General features: G+C 68.2%; 17 protein-coding genes. 6 read left to right on the forward strand and 11 right to left on the reverse strand.

Going from position 1 to position 19313, the window contains the following annotated elements:
* Positions 1-471: HNH endonuclease signature motif containing protein (locus CXY82_RS14550; protein ID WP_146069146.1), on the forward strand; the 471-nt coding region annotated here is incomplete at its 5' end.
* A 164-nt stretch (positions 472-635) separates the two neighbouring features.
* Positions 636-1367 (forward strand): maleylpyruvate isomerase family mycothiol-dependent enzyme, encoded by a 732-nt coding sequence (locus CXY82_RS14555; protein ID WP_104171557.1) that lies wholly within the window; start codon positions 636-638, stop codon positions 1365-1367.
* A gap of 105 nt (positions 1368-1472) precedes the next feature.
* Here the strand turns inward: CXY82_RS14555 and adhE are convergent, their stop codons facing one another.
* The 8 genes from adhE to CXY82_RS14595 form a co-directional block, all read right to left on the reverse strand.
* Positions 1473-4196: a bifunctional acetaldehyde-CoA/alcohol dehydrogenase gene (gene adhE / locus CXY82_RS14560; protein WP_104171558.1), complete on the reverse strand. Its 2724-nt coding sequence runs from the start codon at positions 4194-4196 to the stop codon at positions 1473-1475.
* A gap of 264 nt (positions 4197-4460) precedes the next feature.
* The gene (locus tag CXY82_RS14565) at positions 4461-5606 is read right to left on the reverse strand and encodes a cysteine desulfurase family protein (protein WP_104171559.1); all 1146 of its coding nucleotides are present in this window, start codon (positions 5604-5606) and stop codon (positions 4461-4463) included.
* Positions 5607-5617: 11 nt separating this feature from the next.
* The gene (gene nadC, locus CXY82_RS14570; RefSeq protein ID WP_104171560.1) at positions 5618-6478 is read right to left on the reverse strand and encodes a carboxylating nicotinate-nucleotide diphosphorylase; all 861 of its coding nucleotides are present in this window, start codon (positions 6476-6478) and stop codon (positions 5618-5620) included.
* Positions 6472-8130 carry an L-aspartate oxidase gene (nadB, locus tag CXY82_RS14575; protein WP_104171561.1) on the reverse strand — a complete coding sequence of 553 codons (1659 nt, stop codon included), beginning with the start codon at positions 8128-8130 and terminating at the stop codon, positions 6472-6474. The genes nadC and nadB overlap by 7 nt, the downstream gene beginning before the upstream one ends.
* A 2-nt stretch (positions 8131-8132) precedes the next feature.
* Positions 8133-9443 carry a quinolinate synthase NadA gene (gene nadA, locus CXY82_RS14580; protein ID WP_104171562.1) on the reverse strand — a complete coding sequence of 437 codons (1311 nt, stop codon included), beginning with the start codon at positions 9441-9443 and terminating at the stop codon, positions 8133-8135.
* Between the two features lie 82 nt (positions 9444-9525).
* The gene (locus CXY82_RS14585; RefSeq protein WP_104171563.1) at positions 9526-10230 is read right to left on the reverse strand and encodes an NUDIX domain-containing protein; all 705 of its coding nucleotides are present in this window, start codon (positions 10228-10230) and stop codon (positions 9526-9528) included.
* A 103-nt stretch (positions 10231-10333) separates the two neighbouring features.
* Entirely contained in the window at positions 10334-11089 is a 756-nt protein-coding gene (locus CXY82_RS14590) for a polyprenol monophosphomannose synthase (RefSeq protein WP_104171564.1), read from the reverse strand.
* Positions 11090-11093: 4 nt separating this feature from the next.
* Complete coding sequence (locus CXY82_RS14595; RefSeq protein WP_104171565.1) at positions 11094-12629, reverse strand: glycosyltransferase family 39 protein; 1536 nt, start codon at positions 12627-12629, stop codon at positions 11094-11096.
* A 111-nt stretch (positions 12630-12740) separates the two neighbouring features.
* Here CXY82_RS14595 and CXY82_RS14600 point away from each other — a divergent pair, with 111 nt between their 5' ends.
* Positions 12741-13616: a carbon-nitrogen hydrolase family protein gene (locus tag CXY82_RS14600; RefSeq protein WP_104171566.1), complete on the forward strand. Its 876-nt coding sequence runs from the start codon at positions 12741-12743 to the stop codon at positions 13614-13616.
* Between the two features lie 13 nt (positions 13617-13629).
* Here the strand turns inward: CXY82_RS14600 and CXY82_RS14605 are convergent, their stop codons facing one another.
* Together CXY82_RS14605 and CXY82_RS14610 are read right to left on the reverse strand one after the other, a co-directional pair.
* Positions 13630-14034, reverse strand: a complete 405-nt coding sequence (locus CXY82_RS14605) for an ATP-dependent DNA ligase (protein ID WP_233191304.1) — start codon at positions 14032-14034, stop codon at positions 13630-13632.
* A 147-nt stretch (positions 14035-14181) separates the two neighbouring features.
* Positions 14182-15213 carry an alpha/beta fold hydrolase gene (locus CXY82_RS14610; protein WP_104171567.1) on the reverse strand — a complete coding sequence of 344 codons (1032 nt, stop codon included), beginning with the start codon at positions 15211-15213 and terminating at the stop codon, positions 14182-14184.
* 162 nt (positions 15214-15375) lie between these two features.
* Between CXY82_RS14610 and CXY82_RS14615 the strand changes: the two genes are divergently transcribed.
* Positions 15376-16449, forward strand: a complete 1074-nt coding sequence (locus CXY82_RS14615) for an alkene reductase (protein WP_104171568.1) — start codon at positions 15376-15378, stop codon at positions 16447-16449.
* Positions 16450-16490: 41 nt separating this feature from the next.
* Here CXY82_RS14615 and CXY82_RS14620 read toward each other — a convergent pair whose 3' ends face one another.
* Entirely contained in the window at positions 16491-17690 is a 1200-nt protein-coding gene (locus CXY82_RS14620) for an aminotransferase class I/II-fold pyridoxal phosphate-dependent enzyme (protein ID WP_104171569.1), read from the reverse strand.
* Positions 17691-17768: 78 nt separating this feature from the next.
* Between CXY82_RS14620 and CXY82_RS14625 the strand changes: the two genes are divergently transcribed.
* Positions 17769-18350 (forward strand): hypothetical protein, encoded by a 582-nt coding sequence (locus tag CXY82_RS14625; RefSeq protein ID WP_104171570.1) that lies wholly within the window; start codon positions 17769-17771, stop codon positions 18348-18350.
* A 146-nt stretch (positions 18351-18496) separates the two neighbouring features.
* Entirely contained in the window at positions 18497-19201 is a 705-nt protein-coding gene (locus CXY82_RS14630; RefSeq protein ID WP_104171571.1) for a hypothetical protein, read from the forward strand.
* Positions 19202-19313: the final 112 nt, after the last annotated feature.

Genomic DNA, 19313 nt, shown 5'->3' on the forward strand with positions numbered 1-19313 from the left:
GGTCAGGGCCGCGGCGTCGGCTGGATCGACGGCGTCGAAACCCCGATCTCGATCAGCGCCGTCACGGACCTGATCAGCAACGGCGGTCAGCAGAAAGTCGTCATCACCGACGAGGGACGCATCATCGCCCTCGGCTCACCCGAACGGTGCTTCACCGCCGCGCAACGCCGGGCGATTCAGCTCCGCGACGGCACCTGCATCATCCCGGGCTGCAAAATCCCGGCCGGGATGACCGAGATCCACCACGTGATCCCGCACTCCGAGGGCGGACCGACACACACCGACAACGGCGTGTGTTTGTGCTGGTGGCATCACCGCTACCTCGCCGCCTCCGGCTGGGTAATCCGGATGGTCCGCGGCGCCGTGCAGATCATGGCACCACCTTGGCTGGAGACCGGGGCCCGCAAATGGCGGAACGTGACCAAGTCCCGCGCCCGGTTGACGGACGCGGTCGAACGGAAGAACGGATAGGGGGTCCCTGGCCCCTGGTCCCAGGCCGACGATGTTGCCCCGGTCCCTGGTCCCTAGTCTCGGTCCCGGGCTCGACAGGCTCGACCAGCGTCGCGGGAACGTTGGGGAGGGTGGGCCGCCGGGTAGCGTAGGGACCATACGCGTTGACCCGAGAAAGGGGCCCCATGAGCGCACCCCACGATCCGTTTGAGCTTTCTGCACGCCGGTTGACGCTGGACCTCGTCCGGCGGGGTACGGAATTCTTCGGTCGCGAACTGCAGGGGCTCACAGACGATGAACTCGACGGGGACTCCCTGCTGCCGGGCTGGACCCGGCGCCAGGTCGTCGCGCACGTCGCGTCCAACGCCCGTGCGATCGGACGGCTGGCACAGTGGGCCGACACCGGAGCCGAGACGGTGATGTATGCCTCGATGGAGGCGCGGAATGCGGAGATCGCCGCGGGCAGCATCCTCAGTTCCGACGCGCTCCGAGAATCCTGGGCGGACTCGGCCGCCGACCTGGACCGACGCTGGCTGGCGCTGGCGGACGACCGCTGGGTCGTTCCGGTCAGGAACGGGCAGGGTGCCATGGTGCCGCTGCGGGACACGGTCTGGATGCGCACCCGCGAACTCTGGATCCACGCCGTCGACCTCAACCACGGTGCCGGCTTCCGGGACCTGCCGGAGGAGGCTCTCGAGCGGCTTCTCGGCGAGATCGTCGGTGCCTGGGCCTCCCGGGGTGACACGGGCCGCCGGCTCACCGCGACGGATTCGACGCACACAGGCTACGGCGATCCGGATGCCGCCCACCAGGTCACGGGGTCGCTCGCCGACCTGGCCGCCTGGGCCGCCGGCCGTGCCCGATCGGGCGTTACTTCCGATGCGGGGGAGACCCCCGTGGCAGCGCGCTGGCTATGAACTGACTGTGACCAGGCTCGCTCCTGCCACAGGGTGGGCCGTACACGAGAATGGCCCCGCACCAACAGGTGCGGGGCCGTTCCTCAGTCAATCAGGCGGTGACGGCTACTTGCCTGCCTTGCGGGCCGACTTCTTTTCTTCGGCCGGTGCCACTGCTTCGACGGCCGCGCGACCGGCGCGGACCTCGTTGAAAGAGGTGCCGTAGTACGCGGCCTCCATGATGGTGTGCATGTCGTCGAGCATCGGCATGCGCGGGTTGGCCGGTGCGCACTGGTCACCGTAAGCACCCATGGCCAGGCTGTCGAGGCGGCTGATGAAGTCCTCCTCCGGCACACCCTGCGCCTGGAAGGACGGCTTGATGCCGGCCAGGTCGCGCAGCTTCTCCACGGCCAGGGCGTAGGACTCGACGCCCTCCGCCGGGGTCGACGCCGGGAGGCCGAGGTGCTTCGCGATCTGCTGGAAGCGCTCCGGGGCGATGTAGCTCTCGTACTTGGGCCAGCTGGTGAGCTTGGTGGGGATGAGGCCGTTGTAACGGATCACGTGCGGCAGGTAGGTCGCGTTGACCCGGCCGTGGATCAGGTGGAGCTGCGCGCCGGTGACGTGAGCCATCGCGTGACAAATACCCAGGAACGCGTTGCCGAACGCCATACCGGCGATCGACGAGGCGTTGTGCATCTTCTCGCGGGCCTTGATGACCTCACCGTCGGTGCTCGCGGTGGTGCCGTTGACGCTGGTCACGATGTTCTCGAAGATCAGCTTGATCGCGTGCAGGCAGAGGCCGTCGGTGAAATCGTTCGCGTAGACGGACACGTAGGCCTCGGTGGCGTGCGTGAGAGCGTCGAAACCCGAGTCAGCAACCAGGAACGACGGCATCATGGCCGTGAGCACGGGGTCGATGATCGCGACGGTCGGCAGGAGGGCGTAGTCCGCGAGCGGGTACTTGACTCCGGTGACTTCGTCGGTGATCACGGCGAACGGGGTCATTTCCGAACCGGTGCCCGAAGTGGTGGGGATGCAGACGAGCTTGGCCAGTTCGCCGAGGTCGGGGAACTTGAACGCGCGCTTGCGCACGTCGAAGAACTTTTCCTTCATGTCGGAGAATTCGATTTCGGGGTGTTCGTACAGCAGCCACATGACCTTCGCGGCGTCCATCGGCGAGCCGCCGCCGAGGGCGATGATGGTGTCAGGCTTGAAGGCCCGCATTTCGGCGGCACCCTTTTCGACCGCTGAGACGGTCGGTTCGGGCAGCACGTTGTCGATGATCTGCAGTGCGACGCGGCCCTCGCGCCGGTTCAGGATGTCGAGGATCTTGTCGACGAAACCGAGGCGGGTCATGGTCGAGTCGGTCACGATCGTGACACGTTCGACGTTGCGCATGTCCGCCAGGTAACGGATGGCGTTCGGCTCGAAGTACGTCTTGGCGGGGACCTTGAACCACTGCAAGTTGTTGTTCCTTCTGCCGATGCGCTTGACGTTGATGAGGTTGATCGCGGAGACGTTGTTCGAGACGGAGTTGTGTCCGTACGAGCCACAGCCGAGCGTCAACGACGGGATGAACGCGTTGTAGATGTCACCGATACCACCGAGCGAGCTGGGAGCGTTGGTGATGATCCGGACCGCCTTGACGCGGGTTCCGAACTCTTCGATGATGGCCGGGTTTTCGCTGTGGATGGAGCCCGAGTGGCCGAGGCCGTCGAATTCAACCATCTGCTCGGAGAGCGAAATGCCCTCCTCAGCGTCCTTGGCATGCAGCACGGCGAGAACGGGTGCCAGCTTTTCGCGGGTCATCGGCTCGTGCGGTCCCACTCCGGCGACCTCGACCAGGATGATCGATGTGTCGGCCGGGATGGTGAATCCGGCCTGCTGGGCGATCCAGACCGGCGACTTGCCGACGACGGCGGCGTTGAGCTTGGCCTCGCCACAGTTGGTCGAGTTGGCCTGGACTCCGAAGATGTAGTCCTCGAGGAGAAGCTTCTCGGCCGGGGTGACCAGGTAGGTGTGCAGGATCTTGAACTCGGCCATGGCTTCTGCGTAGAGCGGCTCTTCGATGATGACGGCCTGCTCCGACGCGCAGATCATGCCGTAGTCGAAGGACTTGGAGAGCACGACGTCGTTGATGGCACGCTTGAGCTTGGCGCTCTTCTCGATGAAGGCGGGAACGTTGCCCGCTCCGACGCCGAGGGCGGGCTTGCCGCAGGAGTACGCGGCCCGGACCATGGCGTTGCCACCGGTGGCGAGGATGGTTGCGACGCCCGGGTGGTTCATCAGCAGGCTGGTGGCCTCGAGGGACGGCGTTTCAACCCACTGGATGCAGTTTGCCGGTGCACCGGCGAGGATGGCGGCGTCGCGCACGACGCGCGCTGCCGCCACAGAGGACTGCTGGGCGCCCGGGTGGAAACCGAAAACGATCGGGTTGCGGGTCTTCAGCGCGATGAGCGACTTGAAGATCGCGGTCGAGGTGGGGTTCGTAACGGGGGTCACACCGCAAATCACGCCGACCGGCTCGGCGATCTCAGTAATGCCGGTAATGTCGTCTCGGCTGATAACGCCGACGGTCTTAAGGTTTTGCATCGAGTTCGTAACGTGCTCGCATGCGAAAAGATTTTTAACGGCCTTGTCCTCGAATACGCCACGGCCGGTTTCGGCTACGGCGTGAACGGCAAGTTCGGCGTGTTTGCTGAGAGCAGCCACCGAGGCTTTCTTAACGATGTGGTCGATTTGTTCCTGCGTGAAGTTCGCGTAATCCAGAAGCGCGACCTGAGCGGCTTTAACCAGAGAGTCAATTTGAGTGGCAAGTGACTCGGTGACTGGTTTGTCGATTATTGTCATTGTGTCCCTTTTTGGCGGCCCACCTTGGGCTTATCGCCTCTTAGCTATAACCTTAGAGCGCTGGCCAGACGGCCGCACGTCAAGGGACGCGCAGTCAGCGGTCCAGGGTCGGTCGCCGTCAGCAGATTAGCTGATCGGGGGCATCTTCGCCGCGAGAAACGAAACCTTCGGAAATTGTCTGACAACTCGCAGTAAGTTCGGTTTCTGGCGCGCGCGTGCACGCGCGCGTCACGCGCGCGAAGCCGCGCCTGAAGCCCCGGCAGGTCAGCCTCGGTCGAGACTGCGGACGGTGCCCACGGCGGCCTGAACGGATGCGGCCGCTTCAGACGCATCCGCTGCTGTGGTCGTCGATGCCAGCGTGAACCGCACGGCGGTCTGGGCGACCTCAGCCGGGATGCCCAGAGCGGTCAACACGTGGGACGGTTCGTCGCTGTCGGCCGCGCAGGCCGACCCGCTCGAGCAGACGATGCCGCGCTGTTCCAGTTCGAGCAACACCGCCTCGCCGCTCGTGCCCGGGAAGACGAACGAGGCGGTGCCCGGCAGACGCTCCGTCGAGTGGCCGGTGAGCCGGGCCGACGGTGTGCCGCTCAGAACCGTGGTGATGAAGGCATTCCGCAGCGCGGTGATGCGGGGCGCTGCCTCCGCGCGTTCCGCCTCGGCGAGGCACAGTGCGGTCGCCAGTGCCAGCGCCCCGGGCACGTTCTCCGTTCCGCTGCGGCGCCCGCGCTCCTGACCGCCGCCGTGCAGCACCGGTTCGACCGCGATGCGGCGGCGCAGGAAAAGCACCCCGATGCCGGGAGGTGCGCCGAGTTTGTGGCCCGACAGGCTCAGGGCATCGACGCCGAGAGCCCCCACGTCGACCGAAAGCCAGCCGGCCGCCTGCACGGCGTCGGTGTGGAGCGGCACGCGGGCGTCCTGGGCGATGGCCGATAGTTCCGCGAGCCGCTGAACGGTGCCGACCTCGTTGTTGGCGTACTGCACCGAGACGAGGGTGGTATCCGGGCGGATCACGGCGCGGAGCTGTTCCGGATCCACCCGGCCGGAGGCATCCGGGTCCAGGAGCGTCACCTCAAAGCCGTGCAGGCGGCGCAGATAGTCGCAGGATTCGAGTACCGCCTCGTGCTCGATCGGCGTCGTGATGAGGTGACGGCCGCGTGGGGCGCCCAGGGCGATGCCCTTGATCGCGAGGTTGTCGGACTCGGTGCCGCCGGTCGTGAACACCACGTCGGCCGACCGGCACCCGAGCACGCCCGCGACCATGGCCCGCGCCTCGGCCAGCGCGGCGGCCGCGGCCTCACCCACTCGGTGGTGGCTCGACGGGTTGCCGAACCGGCCCGCGAGCTGTTGCCAGAGCACCTCGAGAACTTCCCGTCGCACCGGGGTGGTCGCGGCGTTGTCGAGATAGATCATGGCCGGACCGCTCAGCCCTCGGTGAGGATGACGACGTCGAGGCCGAGGTCGAGGGAGCGCACGCTGTGCGTGATGGCCCCGACCGAGATGATGTCGACGCCGGTCTCGGCGATGCCGCGCACGGTCAGCAGAGAGACGCCGCCGCTGGCCTCCACGCGTGCTCGGCCGCCCGTGAGGCGGACGCCCTCGCGCAGGTCGTCGGGGCTGAAGTTGTCGAGCATGATCGTGTCGACGCCGGCGGCAAGCACAAGCTCGATTTGGTCGATCCGGTCCACTTCCACCTCGAGGTGCGTGGTGTGGGAGATGCGGTCGCGCACCTGCCGGAGCGCCTCGGTGAGGTTCAGGCCGCCCGCGGTGAGCACGGCCAGGTGGTTGTCCTTGGCCATGACCGCGTCGGAGAGGCTGAACCGGTGGTTGTGGCCGCCGCCGTCGCGCACCGCGGCACGTTCCAGCACACGCAGGCCCGGGGTGGTCTTGCGGGTGTCGACGATGCGGGCGCGGGTGCCGGCCGTCTCGGCCACGTAGAGCGCTGTCAGTGTGGCGATCCCGCTCATGCGCTGCACGAAGTTCAAGCCGATGCGCTCGGCCTGCAGAATGCCGCGGGCGGACCCCGACACTTCCGCCAGGGTGTCACCGGCGTCGAAGACGGTGCCGTCGGCCACGAGCATCCGAACGACGATGCGCGCGTCGGTCAGTCGGAAGGCCGCCGCGAACACGGCACCACCGCTGAAGACGCCGGATTCCCGGGCGACCAGCTGCGCGGTCGCGGCGGCGTCGGCGGGGATCAGCACCTGCGAGGTGAGGTCACCCCAGGGGGCGTCCTCCTCGAGCGCGGCGCGCACGACGGTGTCGATGGCATTCATGGTCAGCATGCAATGGCCTCCTCGGCCTCAGTGGGGTGGTCCAGATTCAGGGTGCTCCGCATGCCGTCGGCTGTGTCCGGGGCTGTGCCGCGGGTCCAGGCGACGGTGCGGGTCCAGGCGACGGTGCGGGCGAGCTCGGGCCGGCCGTCGGGGTAGTCGGAGCGGTGATGTGCGCCGCGCGATTCCTCCCGGGCCAGGGCGGAAGCCACGGTGACCCGCGCCAGGTCGAGCAGGTTGGCGTCTTCATATGCCCGAACCCGCATATTAGGTGCAGTGGTTTCGTCCGGGCCCGTCGGACGGGTGGCCCAGTCGGCCAGGGTGACGGATGCCTCGGCGAGCTTCTCCCCACTCCGCAGCACTCCCGCGCACTCCCACATCAGCTGCTGTACCGCGTCACGGTCGACGCCGGCAGGCAATCCCCCGGTGGTCGAGCCGGTCACGACCGAGACCCCCGCCGACACCCGAACCGGCAGGCGCAGCGCGCGCACGGCCCGGTCGGCGAACACGGCCGCCTCGAGCAGAGAGTTGGAGGCCAACCGGTTGGCGCCGTGGGCGCCGGTGCGGGCCACTTCACCCACGGCGAACAGGCCGGGCAGGCTGGTGCGGCCCCAGATATCCGTGAGCACCCCGCCCATCCAGTAGTGCGCCGCCGGGGCGACCGGGATCGATTCGACGGCCCAGTCCAGGCCGGCAGCACGGCAGGCCGCGGTGATGGTCGGGAAGCGTCGCTCGAGAAGTTCGCGGCCGAGACCGGTGGCGTCCAGTCGCACCGGTTCGCCGCCCTGCCTGGTCATTTCCCGGGCGATGCCTCTGGCCACGATGTCGCGCGGGGCGAGTTCCGCATCGGGGTGCAGGTCGAGCATGAAGCGGTGGCCCGACGCATTTCGCAGCACGGCGCCTTCCCCGCGCACCGCCTCGGAGACCAGCGGGGTACCGGGAACCGCGAGTGCGGTCGGGTGGAACTGGTAGAACTCGAGGTCGGCGACGGATGCCCCCGCGCGCCACGCGGCGGCCACGCCGTCACCCGTCGCCAGAGCCGGGTTCGTGGTGTGCGGGAAGACCTCGCCGGCACCGCCGGTCGCCAGGATCACCGTGTCGGCCAGGATCGTGCGGAGTGCTTCGTCGGGCCCGAGGAGGACAGCCCCGGTCACGCGACCGTCCTGCACGGTCAGATCAACCAGCATTGTGTGTTCCTGCACGCGCAGGCGGGCGCCCACGCCCCGCAGCGAGCGGGCGGCCCGTTCACGCACCGTCGCCACGAGGGCAGCCTCGATGGCTGCGCCCGTGGCGTCCCCGCCGGCGTGCAGCACCCGCGAGCGGGAGTGGGCAGCCTCCAGTCCGCGGGTCACCCCGGACTCGTCGCGGTCGAAGTCCACACCGAACCGGATCAGGTCCCGCACCCGAGCCGGTCCCTCGGAACAGAGCACGCGCACTGCGACCGGGTCGCAGAGTCCGGCCCCGGCGCGCAGGGTGTCCTGTACGTGTGACTCGACCGAGTCATCGGGGAACATGGCCGCGGCGATCCCGCCCTGGGCCCAGCGGGTGTTGCTGTCGGGCAGGGCCGCTTTCGTGACGAGGGTGACCTGGTGGCCGGCATCCGTCGCACGCACCGCGGCGATGAGTCCGGCCAGCCCACTGCCGACGACGAGCACGCGGGTCACGGTCAGGCCTCGATGGAGACGGGCGGCTTGGCGGAAAGCATCCGTTCGAGGGCGACGCGGGCGTTGCCGGCAACCTCGCCCGATACCTGGATTCGATTGAGCACCTCGGGCGCGCGGTCCGCGGTGCCGACCAGCGCTTCGAGCACCCAGGCCAGGTAGCCCGAGTGGATGCGGTACATGGTGGAGCAGGGGCAGACCACCGGGTCGAGGCAGAAGATGGTGTGCTCGGGGTGCTGTGCGGCGAGCCGCTGCACCAGGTTGATCTCGGTGCCGATGGCGAACGTGGACCCGGCCGGGGCTGCCTCGATGGCCTTCTTGATGAAGTCGGTCGAGCCGTAGGAATCGGCGGCGTCGACGACGCCCATCGGGCACTCCGGGTGCACGACCACGCGCACGTCCGGGTGCGACTGGCGGGCCGCGGTGATCTGGTCCACCGTGAAGCGCTTATGCACGCTGCAGAACCCGTGCCAGAGCACGACCTGGGCGGCCTCGAGCTCCTCGGCCGTGTTGCCGCCGAGGGCCTTGCGCGGGTTCCACATCGGCATCCGCTCGAGGGGCACCCCCATCGACTTGGCGGTGTTGCGGCCGAGGTGCTGGTCGGGGAAGAAGAGAACGCGGCGGCCGCGGGCGAAGGCCCACTCGAGCACGGTCTCGGCGTTGGAGGAGGTGCAGACGATGCCGCCGTGCTCGCCGCAGAACGCCTTCAGCGCGGCCGAGGAATTCATGTAGGTGACCGGGATCACGGGCACGCGGCCGTCGACGCCCTGCTCGCTGCCGTAGAGGTCCTCCAGCTGTTCCCAGCAGTCGGTGACGGAGTCGATATCGGCCATATCGGCCATCGAGCAGCCGGCGGCGAGGTTGGGCAGAATGACCGCCTGCTCCGGCGTGGAAAGCAAGTCGGCGGTTTCGGCCATGAAGTGCACTCCGCAGAAGACGATCGCCTCGGCATCCGGACGGCTCTTCGTGGCCTGCGCCAGCTGGAAGGAGTCGCCCACGAAGTCCGCGTGCGCCAACACCTCCTCGCGCTGGTAAAAGTGCCCGAGGACCACGACCCGGTCGCCGAGCGTGGCCTTGGCGGTACGGATGCGGTCGCCGAGTTCCTCCGTCGACGCGCGACGGTAGACCTCGGGCAGCTCACCCTGCCGCGGTGACCCGGTGGGGATGACATCGCCCATCGACGACCCCGGGCCGTAGCCCGGCGTGCCGGAATCAAACTCCCACGGAGCGGTGAGCAGGTCGGGGCCGCACGTGCTGCCGACGGCAGCTCCCGTGCTGATGAGTCGAATGGTCTGGTCGACCGATGCGATGGTCATGCGGTTACTCCTCGATAATCATACAAAGCGATAGTCGGACAAGCGGTGGCCAGCAGGAGGGTGCTGGGAGGAAGAGTCATGCTCAGCCGATGGCCGGCTCGAGCGCACCCGGAGCGGTGGCATGAACGGAATCGTTGTAGCGGTAGAGGCGGGGCGGCCGATGCGGTACGCCGGCCACGCGCTGGCCGGTGTCGACCACGGTGCCTGAACCCTCGATCGTGCGGCGGAAGTTGGCCGGGTCAAGGGCCTTCTGCAGTACGGCCTCATGCACCTCGCGCAGCTGCGCGAGCGTGAAGGTCTCGCCTAGGAACGCGTGCGCGATGCGGGAGTACTCCACCTTGGTGCGCAGGCGCCAGAGGGCGTATTCCACGATGAGGTTGTGGTCGAAGGCGAGCGGCGACAGGTGGTCGGCCGGAAACCACCGCACGTTCTCGTCCTCGACGGCCAGCGCCGCCTCACCGGACTCGACGAGCGCCCAGTAGACGACCGAGACGACCCGGCCGCCGGGGGAACGCCCCGGATCCCCGAAGGTGTAGAGCTGCTCGAGGTACTTGGGGGTCAGGCCCGTGGTCTCGCGCAGGGCGCGCGCGGCCGCGCCGGCCAGGCGCTCATCGGCCCGCAGGCCGCCGCCGGGCAACGCCCACTGGCCGAGGTAGGGTTCCCGGGTGCGGCGTACAAGCGGCAGCCACAGGGTCGAGTGGCCGGATTCCGGATCCGGCCGCAGGGCGAAAATGACCGTCGACACGGCGAGGGTCGCCTCAAGCTGGGTGTTTATTCGCGCATCCATTGTCATTCCCCAAGTAAAGGTCATTGTGACTCTAACTGAATGGATTCATCTTATAGTCACTCTGACCAGAAGTCACGCCCCATGGGGCGGCGTGCGGGTCCGGTCAGCGGGCACGCGGGAGGGATGTCGGTGCAGACGCGGCAACGCGGCGAGCGTTCCTGCCGGTGAGACCCCAGATCGTGACACGGGCCATCGCCTCGGCCACGATCGCGGCACTCATCTTCGAGGAACCGACGGTGCGCTCCACGAACGTGATCGGCTTCTCGACAACGCTGAGCCCGGCCCGAACCGCATGCAGCAGCATGTCGATCTGGAAGCAGTAGCCCAGGCTCTCGACGCCGGAGAGGTCCATTCGCCGGAGGGCATGCGCCGTGAAGACGCGGTAACCGCCGGTGACGTCTCGCTGGGGCAGCCGGAGCAGCACGCGCGAGTAGACCGATCCGCCCCGCGACAGCAGACGCCGGTGCCACGGCCAGTTCCGCACCATTCCGCCCGGGACCCAGCGGGAGCCCAGCACCACATCCGCCGTCTCCGCGGCCTCGAGCAGGGTCGGCAGTTGCTCTGGCAGGTGCGATCCGTCGGCGTCGAGCTGCACCAGTCGGTTGTAGCCGCGGGAGAGCCCCCAGGCGAAGGCCTCGAGATAGGCGGCTCCGAGGCCGCTCTTCCGGGAGCGGTGCAGGGCGTGCACCTGGGAATCGGTGGCGGCCAGCGCGTCAGCCAACTGCCCCGTGCCGTCCGGGGAGGAATCATCGACGACCAGAACGTCGGCCGCCGGCACGCTCGCGCGCACCCGGGCCACGATCGACGCGACGTTGCCCTGCTCGTTGTAGGTCGGGATGATGATCAGAGTCCGAGCCATGGGGCTACCTTGTCATTTCGATGATCTGCGTGCGATTCAGCATGGTCGACTCGGCGACCGTGAACCCGAGTTGTTGCAGGGTGCGGATGTTGTCCCCCCGCCTATTCTCACCGCTGGCCTGGTTCTGCAGCACCCAGACCCGGTTCGTGTCGGTAAGTCGGTCGGTCACCTGCTCCAGCGGCACAGCCACGTCCCACAAGTCGTTGGTGGCGTCGAACGGCACCGCGAGGGTGACGTCCCGCAGGCCCTCGAACGCGGCCGGGTAGAGCCGCAGGGCGAGGCGGGGCTTGCGGGAGGGCCGCACGCTCTCGTCGAAAACGATCGCGTCTCCGGGCTGCGCGCCGGCCCGCACGACCTCGGACGCCTGGCGCAGGTCACTGCCGTAGTTCTTGCCGAACTCGCCGCGCTGGTCGAGATAGGTGGGCAGCATGAGAGCCGTGATCAGGCCCAGCGCGGCGGCCTGCGGCCAGAGCGGCCGGAGGCAGGCGATCCCCATGGCGATGGCGATCGCCGCCGCCGGCGTACCCACCGACAGGTACCGCAGCGAGTACATCGGCGTGACGAGGTGCGTGCCGATCAGGAGCGCTGCGCTCGGCACGATCAGCCAGGCCAGCATGACCGCCAGGGCCGCCCTGGTTGCTGTTGGTGCGGCCCACCGCCCGCGCACGGCGAAGACCATCACGACCGCCAGCAGGATCAGACCCCACGCCAGAACGGCCAGCGGTACGTTGCCGAACCACTGGTGCACTGCGGCGGTGAGCACGGCGATCGGCGGGCGCCGCCCGATGAAGGCGATCTGATCGCGCTGCTGAAGGCTGGCCGCCATCACGGGGGCAGCCAGGGCGAGCCCGGAGGCCGTGGCCAGGGTCCAAGCGCGAATGCCCGCCCACCTGTCGCCCTCCGGCGGTATCAGCAGCACGGCGAGGCCGAGCACCGGGATCAGCAGCAGCACAAAGAGGAAGAAGTAGATTCCCAGGGCCAGGAGCGCGGTGTAAGCCGCCCAGAGCGCGAAGCGGGTGGCGCGATCCTGATAGCGGCTCCGCAGCAGGTGCACCAGCAGAACGGTCAGCCACACCACAACGGCCGTGGCGACGGCGGCCGAACGGGCTTCGGCGCCCATGTAGGTGACCCGGGGGAGCAGCGCGAAGACGATGGCCGCGAGCACGCCGACCCGGTGGGAGGTCAGGGTGCGTGCCAGCACGAAGGTGCCGGCCGTCGCGACGCCGACGAAGAGGGCGCTCAGCCCGCGAGTCGCCAGCTCCGAAGAGCCGAAGAGGCCGATCCAGACGTGCAGCAGCAGATAATAGGCGCCGTGCACCGCGTCGACGTTGTCCAGAAGTCGGAAGAGCCCCGGCAGGGATCTTTCCGCCGACATCACGCTGGCCGCCTCGTCGCCCCAATACGAGGGCCGCCACGATCCGGCCGCCGAGACGAGGAGGCCGAGCAGCCCGAGGATCGCTGCCAGTCCTTCGGTTCGGCGCAGGGGCAGGGTCAGCGCCTCGGGGCGAACCAGGCGGGAGACCAGCGGAGGGGGAGACACGCATACACGTTAGGCCACCCCGCTGAACCCTGGAACCCAGGACCGGTACGGACCGAGGGGAACGGATGCCGCGACCCCGGCCGAGGCGTTGCCGGCGGCTAGGCTGACGCCATGATCGATCCCCTCGAGACGCGCGATCCTGCTCCCGCTGCAGCTGCAGCTGCCGGCGCTGGCTCCGGCCCTGTGGCTGCCCTGGGGGTTGCGGTGGCCCAGTTCGCCCCCGGCCGCGAGCCGGCCGTGAATCTCGCCGCCATGCGTGCCCTCGCCGAGACGGCCGTCGGCCGCGGAGCCCGGCTGGTCGTCTTCCCCGAGTACTCCTCTTTCTTCGAACCGGTCCTGGGGCCCTCCTTCGTCGCCGCGGCCGAACCTGTGGACGGCCCCTTCGTGGCCGCCCTCGCCGCGCTCGCGGCAGAACTCGGCGTGCATGTCGTGGCCGGCATGCTGGAGGCCACGGATGACCCGAGCCGCTTCTTCAACACCCTCGTCGCGGTGGATCCGGCCGGCGAACTCGTCGCGAAGTACCGCAAGCTGCACCTCTACGACGCCTTCGGCGACCGTGAATCGGACTGGGTGCGGCCTGGCGCCGTGGAGGAACCCGAGACGTTCGAGGTGGTGGGACTGCGGGTGGGACTGCAGACCTGCTACGACATCCGTTTCCCGGAGGTGACGCGCCGCCTGGTCGACGCGGGGGCCGAACTGGTGCTGGTGCCCGCCGAGTGGGTGCGGGGACCGTTGAAGGAACAGCACTGGCGCACGCTGCTGACAGCGCGCGCCCTGGAGAACACGGTCTACGTGGCGGCCGCCGACCACGCCCCGCCGGTGGGCGTCGGCAACAGCATGGTGGTCGACCCGATGGGCGTGGAACTGGTCACCATCGGCGAGACAACGGATGTCGCCGTCGCCTGGGTGCTGTCGGAGCGCCTCACAGCCGTGCGCGCCCGCAATCCCTCGCTGGCCCTGCGCCGCTTTGCGGTCGTGCCCCGCTGAGCGTGCAGCCAGCTCAGAGTTCGGTGGCGATGGTGTCCTGCGAGGCGGGCGCCGCGCGCACCGTGAATTTCTGATCCGGGCGATGACCGCGGTCGGTGCGCTCCGGATGTTCGGGTTCACCCATCGCCCGCTCCTCGCCGGTGGCCACCAGACCCTGGGAACTGTTAGCGGAACGGGTGAGCTGGGCGAGCCACAGCGGGTTGATGCTCGGCGGCTGACCGCCGGAGAACTTGAAATACAGGGGAATGGCCGGGTGCAGCCACGCGGAACTGCGACCGTTTCCGGCTTCGGCGGCGTTTCGCCACGAGAGCAGGAAGCTTTCGCCCCGGCGGAGTTTCTGTACGATCACGATCTGGAGATGCGCCAATATCCGGTCGTCGAATTCGACCGTGACCCTGTCATACGTCAACGAACCCATGGGGAGCCGCTTTCAATCGGTGGGGCTGTTCAGAGGCCGGCCACACAGGGTGACCAGATCTCAGGACTGATCCTCAGTTTGGTCGCTATGAACCCGCTTGACAAGGGAAACAGCCGTGCCGCGGGATCGTGCAGGACACAGCGACTACTACTGCGGGAACACGCCTGACCGGGACAGGCATCCGTTCGGCAACAGGTGAAGCAGCGTCTCATACGGTTTCTCCACGTGCGCGAAGTGCCCGGTGCCCGGCACCGTGACCAGATCGAAGCCGCGGATGACCGCGCGGAGCCTGGCCGCATCCGTCGCCGCCACGAAAATGTCGGCGTCACCCTGGGTTGCGTGCACGGCGCACTCGATCCGGGCCCAGTGGTTGGCATCGTAGGTTCCGGCGAGGTCGGATGCCACGGCGAACGCCTGCGGGCGCAGCTCGGTCGCAAGGGCCCCGATGACGCTCTCGTGCAGCAGCTCCGGTCGGCGGAACAGGGGCGCCGCCAGCGTGCGCAGCAGCCCGGTGCGGTGGAGCAGGCGGATCAGACCATGGCCGGCGCGCCCGGCCCGGGCGACGGCCCGCAGTACCGGCAGCAGGGCGCTGTACCCCGGCAGCGCGGCGAACCGGGCGACCGGGTGCCGCACGGTGTCGATCACCGAGAACGTCGTGGCCGAGACGAGGCCGACGAACGCGGTCGACTGGGTCTCGCTTGCGGCAAGTTCGAGTGCCACGAAGCCGCCGAGGGAGTGGCCGATCACGGTCCAGGAGCGGTAGCCGAGCGCACAGGCGATCTCGGCCACCACCGCAGCGGTTGCCTCGATGGAACGAGAGGGTCCCGCCGCCGGAAGCGGCGAGTCCCCCCAGCCGGGCAGGTCGGGGATGATCAGGTCGGTCAGGCCGAGACCGGAGGCGTCGGCCGCGGCCAGCAGCGGCGTCCAGGTCGTCCAGGATCCCGCGGCGCCGTGCAGCAGGATGGTCGCGGTGTCGCTCCCGGTACGGCGGCCGTGCCGCACCGAAACCGTTGCCTGGCGCAGCCGCATGGAGCTCGTGGTCAGTCCGAAGGCCCGAGCGTCGGACGACAGAGGGAACGGGCAGTATCCGGTGCGGTCCGGGTCCTCCCGGGTCGGTGCATCCGGGGCCGGGAAGCTCCGTGGCGACGTCGTCGGCCGGGTCTCGGCGATGGTGCTCATAATGCTGGTTCGGTGCGTCGGCTCCTGTGGATTGCCCGACCGTGACGGGTGAGGGGAATGCGCGGGAGAGCAGGGCCGTTGGCCCCAGGGGAAGCTGCTTCCCCTGTCCGAGACGGCGCGCGCGCCGTCCGGCGACACCCTGACCCACAGAAAGAGCTATTCGTGAATCTTTTCTCCCCGTTATCCCTCGGCGACCTGGAACTGCCCAACCGGCTCGTCATGGCGCCGCTGACCCGGGTTCGGTCCGGAATCGAGGGCGTTCCCGGCCCCCTCGTCGTCGAGCACTACAAGCAGCGTGCTTCGCTCGGCTTGATCGTGACCGAGGGCACCTACCCCAGCCACGCCGGTCAGGGCTTCCCCGGCCAGCCGGGGCTGGTCACCCCCGAGCAGATCGCCGGCTGGACCAACGTCGCCGACGCCGTGCACTTCGCCGGCGGGCGCCTGGTCGCCCAGGTAATGCACGCGGGCCGCGTCACCCACGAGGGCACCAACGGCGGCCGCGAGGTCGTGGCTCCCAGCGCCATCGCCATCCAGGGCGAAACCCACACCTACGCGGGAAAGGCTGCCTACCCGGTACCGCACGCCCTCACACTCGACGAACTCCCCGGCGTGATCGCGGACTTCGTGCAGGCCTCCCGTAACGCCATCGCCGCGGGACTCGACGGCGTTGAGATTCACTCCGCGAACGGTTACCTCCTGCACGAGTTCCTCTCGCCGGCCTCCAACCAGCGCGACGACATCTACGGCGGCTCCCCGCAGAACCGGGCCCGTTTCGTCGTCGAGGTCGTCACCGCGGTGGCCGAGGCGATCGGCGCCGGCCGCGTCGGCATCCGGGTCTCGCCGGAGCACAACATTCAGGATGCCCTCGAAACGGATGCCGCCGACCTTCTGGCCACCTACGGCGCGCTCGCCGACGCACTCGCTCCGCTGGGCCTTGCGTACCTGAGCATCCTGCACCGCGAGCCGGCCGGCGAACTGGTGCAGCAGCTGCGTGCCCGTTTCGCTGGGCCGCTCCTGGTGAACAGCGGCTTCGGCGAGGTCACCGACCGGGACGAGGCGATGGCCATCATCGCCGACGAACTGGCGGATGCGGTCGTCGTGGGCCGTGCCGTGATCGCCAACCCCGACCTCGTGTCGCGCTGGCTCAAGGACCTGCCGCTGAACGCTCCCGACCCGCTTACCTTCTACGGTGCCGGAGCCGAGGGCTACACGGACTACCCGGCACTGGCGCACTAGAACCCCCCGTCGGCACCTCCAAAGCGGCGGCTGCCGGGCGGCTAACGGGCGATGATGCCGGCCAGCTGGGCGGCGGCGCGCTCGAGCACGTCCACCTTTTTACAGTAGGCGAATCGCACCAGCGAGGCATACTCGGACTGGTGACGGGCGGAGCAGAACGCGCCGATCGGAACCGCGACCACCCCGGCGAGATCGGGCAGCACCCGGCAGAACTCGGCGCCGTCAGGGTAGCCGAGCGGCGCGGCATCCGCCACGATGAAATACGACCCCTGAGGTCGACTGACCGTGAACCCCGCTTCGATCAGGCCGCTCTCGAGAACGTCACGCTTGGCCTGCAGGTCGGCGGCGACACCGGTGTAGAAGGTGTCCGGCAGGTCGAGGCCCCGCGCGATCGCCGGCTGGAACGGCGCGCCGTTCACATAGGTGAGGAACTGCTTCACGGCCAGGATTGCGGTGACAAGAGCGGACGGGGCGGTGAGCCAGCCGATCTTCCAGCCGGTGGTGTTGAACGTCTTCCCACCGGAGGAGATCGTGATGGTGCGCTCGCTCGCGCCCGGAATCGTCGCGACGGGCACGTGGGCGACACCGAAGGTGAGGTGCTCGTAGACCTCGTCGGTCACGATGAGCGCGTCGTGACGGTGTGCGAGGGACACGATGAGTTCCAGGGTCTCGCGCGGCAGCACGGCCCCGGTGGGGTTGTGCGGATTGTTCACGATAATCAGTCGGGTGCGGTCCGTGATGGCGGCGCGCAGTTCGTCGCGGTCCGGCTGGAAATCGGGCGCCCGCAGGCGCACCGTGCGATGGATGCCCCCGCCCAGCGCGATCAGGCCGCCGTAAGCGTCGTAGAACGGCTCCAGCGTGACAACCTCGTCGCCGGGGTCGAGCAGTGCGAGAACGGTTGCCGCCAGCGCCTCGGTGGCACCCGCCGTCACCAGGACCTCGGTATCCGGATCGACGGACAGGCCGTAGAACCGGTGCTGATGCCGAGCGATGGCGCCCCGCAGCACGGGCAAGCCGCGCCCCGGCGGGTACTGGTTCGCACCGTCGGAGATCGCCTGGCGTGCGGCTTCGAGAACCTCGGCAGGGCCGTCCTCGTCGGGGAATCCCTGGCCGAGGTTGATGGCGCCGGTGCGCAGGGCGAGGGCACTCATCTCCGCGAAAATGCTCGCGGCGACGGTGCCGTCCGCGGCGAGCAGGCCGGCCCCACGGGCCGTACGTCGCCAGGCCCCGGAGATTGTCATGATGTCACCTGCATGGCTCCAAACTACGACATGTGGAAAGTTCGAGCGGGGCTGCGCCGGATGCCCTAGGTTGGCCGCATGCGGACCGTGCAGCGCGACCTCCTCGTTCTGAGCTCGCTGCTGCTGCTCGGCACACTCGCGCTGACCGGTTGCACGCCCGAACCGGTGCCCCAAGCGCCCCAGGCGTCCGAGACGACCGCGCCGACGGATGCCCCCGTCTTCGCGTCCGATGAGGAAGCTCTGGCTGCGGCCACCGAAGCCTATGCGGCGTATCTGGCTGTCATCGATATGGTGCTCGCGGATGGAGGAAAAGATACCAGTCGGCTGGTGGACGTTACTGCTGAAGAAGCCCTAAGGGCTGAAACTGATTCTGCAAACCTGTATACGGACAATGGCTATAGATCGGTCGGGTCGACATCCTTTGATTCCGTTCAACTGCAGTCCATCAAAGATGATGGCCGCGGTCAGACCGCTGTGACTGCGTACCTTTGCTCTGATGTCACCCGAGTGAACGTTGTTGACAGTACAGGTGCCTCCGTTGTCCCCAATGATCGCGTCGACAGATTCCCCCTCACGATCACCTTTCAAAATTCGAGGGCTGCATCAAATGATCTAACGATCACATCGAGTGAGTCATGGTCCGGCAAAAACTACTGCTAGGGGTCGCGGCGAGTGCCCTACTCGCCCTGTTTCTTGTCTCCGAAGATGAACTAGCCAGCGCGGCTACTAGTCAATGCACGCAAGGTGAGCTGCGGGCCGGCTTTTGTTCGCCACCAGAAGTATCCGGACACATCAATAACGGCGGGGTGGACCTTTCTGCGGGGTACGAGACCGGCGGGGGACAGGGGTCCGGGAACGAAGCCGGTGGCGGAGCGGGATCCGGGGCGGGCGGGTCCGGTTCCGGCAGCGGCAGCGGCAACGCCGGTGGCGGCCAAGTCGGTGCAGCACCCGTCGTCGATCCGCTGGCGTTCGTGCGCGACGACTTCACGGTCAACTGCATTCCGGGGTCGCCGTGCGATCCGAACTTCGTGGTGAGGGTTAGCGATCTGGTCAACTTCCAGCCCGCGGCGCCGTCCCAGACGATGGAACCGCGCGGCTGGAGCGTGGCGGGTCTGCCCGCGAACTTCATCGCGTCGGCATCCGAGCACTCCCGTACCGGCGCCTTGCTGGGATATCCGGCGGAGGTTCGTTTTACCCCGGTCGGCTACCGCTGGTCCTACGGCGACGGTGCCCAGGCAAGCACGAACTCGGGCGGCGCGACCTGGGCGGCACTGGGCCTCCCGGAATTCTCCGACACCGCCACCAGCCACGCGTTCGCCAGTCCGGGAAGCTATGCCGTGGTCGTCGCGGTGGTGTACTCGGCCGAGTATCGCTTCGCGGGCCTTGCCTGGCGGCCGGTGCAGGGTACGCTGTCGACCTCGGCCAGCCCGCTCGGCGTGATCGTGGGGGATGCCCAGACGGTGCTCGTCAACCGCGAGTGCACGACAAACCCGGCTGGTCCGGGTTGCTAACTGTGTCGATCGACCCGGCACCGCTCAAGTCACGGCGTCGTCATTGAATGCTCCCAGGCTGCACAGATCATTCGTTCAGGTTCAGGAGTCAAGGTGGAAACGCTTGGAAGGA

The organism is Cryobacterium sp. M23 (assembly GCF_002929655.1).
GTDB classification, from domain to species: domain Bacteria; phylum Actinomycetota; class Actinomycetes; order Actinomycetales; family Microbacteriaceae; genus Cryobacterium; species Cryobacterium sandaracinum.

Excerpts from the sequence above, each read along its gene's own strand:
- CXY82_RS14585 (WP_104171563.1), bottom strand. The coding sequence starts at position 10,230 with ATGGATGCGCGAATAAACACCCAGCTTGAGGCGACCCTCGCCGTGTCG.
- adhE (WP_104171558.1), bottom strand. The coding sequence starts at position 4,196 with ATGACAATAATCGACAAACCAGTCACCGAGTCACTTGCCACTCAAATT.
- CXY82_RS14555 (WP_104171557.1), top strand. The coding sequence starts at position 636 with ATGAGCGCACCCCACGATCCGTTTGAGCTTTCTGCACGCCGGTTGACG.
- CXY82_RS14620 (WP_104171569.1), bottom strand. The coding sequence starts at position 17,690 with ATGACAATCTCCGGGGCCTGGCGACGTACGGCCCGTGGGGCCGGCCTG.
- CXY82_RS14565 (WP_104171559.1), bottom strand. The coding sequence starts at position 5,606 with ATGATCTATCTCGACAACGCCGCGACCACCCCGGTGCGACGGGAAGTT.
- CXY82_RS14610 (WP_104171567.1), bottom strand. The coding sequence starts at position 15,213 with ATGAGCACCATCGCCGAGACCCGGCCGACGACGTCGCCACGGAGCTTC.
- CXY82_RS14590 (WP_104171564.1), bottom strand. The coding sequence starts at position 11,089 with ATGGCTCGGACTCTGATCATCATCCCGACCTACAACGAGCAGGGCAAC.
- CXY82_RS14605 (WP_233191304.1), bottom strand. The coding sequence starts at position 14,034 with ATGGGTTCGTTGACGTATGACAGGGTCACGGTCGAATTCGACGACCGG.
- nadA (WP_104171562.1), bottom strand. The coding sequence starts at position 9,443 with ATGACCATCGCATCGGTCGACCAGACCATTCGACTCATCAGCACGGGA.
- CXY82_RS14625 (WP_104171570.1), top strand. The coding sequence starts at position 17,769 with ATGCGGACCGTGCAGCGCGACCTCCTCGTTCTGAGCTCGCTGCTGCTG.
- CXY82_RS14600 (WP_104171566.1), top strand. The coding sequence starts at position 12,741 with ATGATCGATCCCCTCGAGACGCGCGATCCTGCTCCCGCTGCAGCTGCA.
- nadC (WP_104171560.1), bottom strand. The coding sequence starts at position 6,478 with ATGCTGACCATGAATGCCATCGACACCGTCGTGCGCGCCGCGCTCGAG.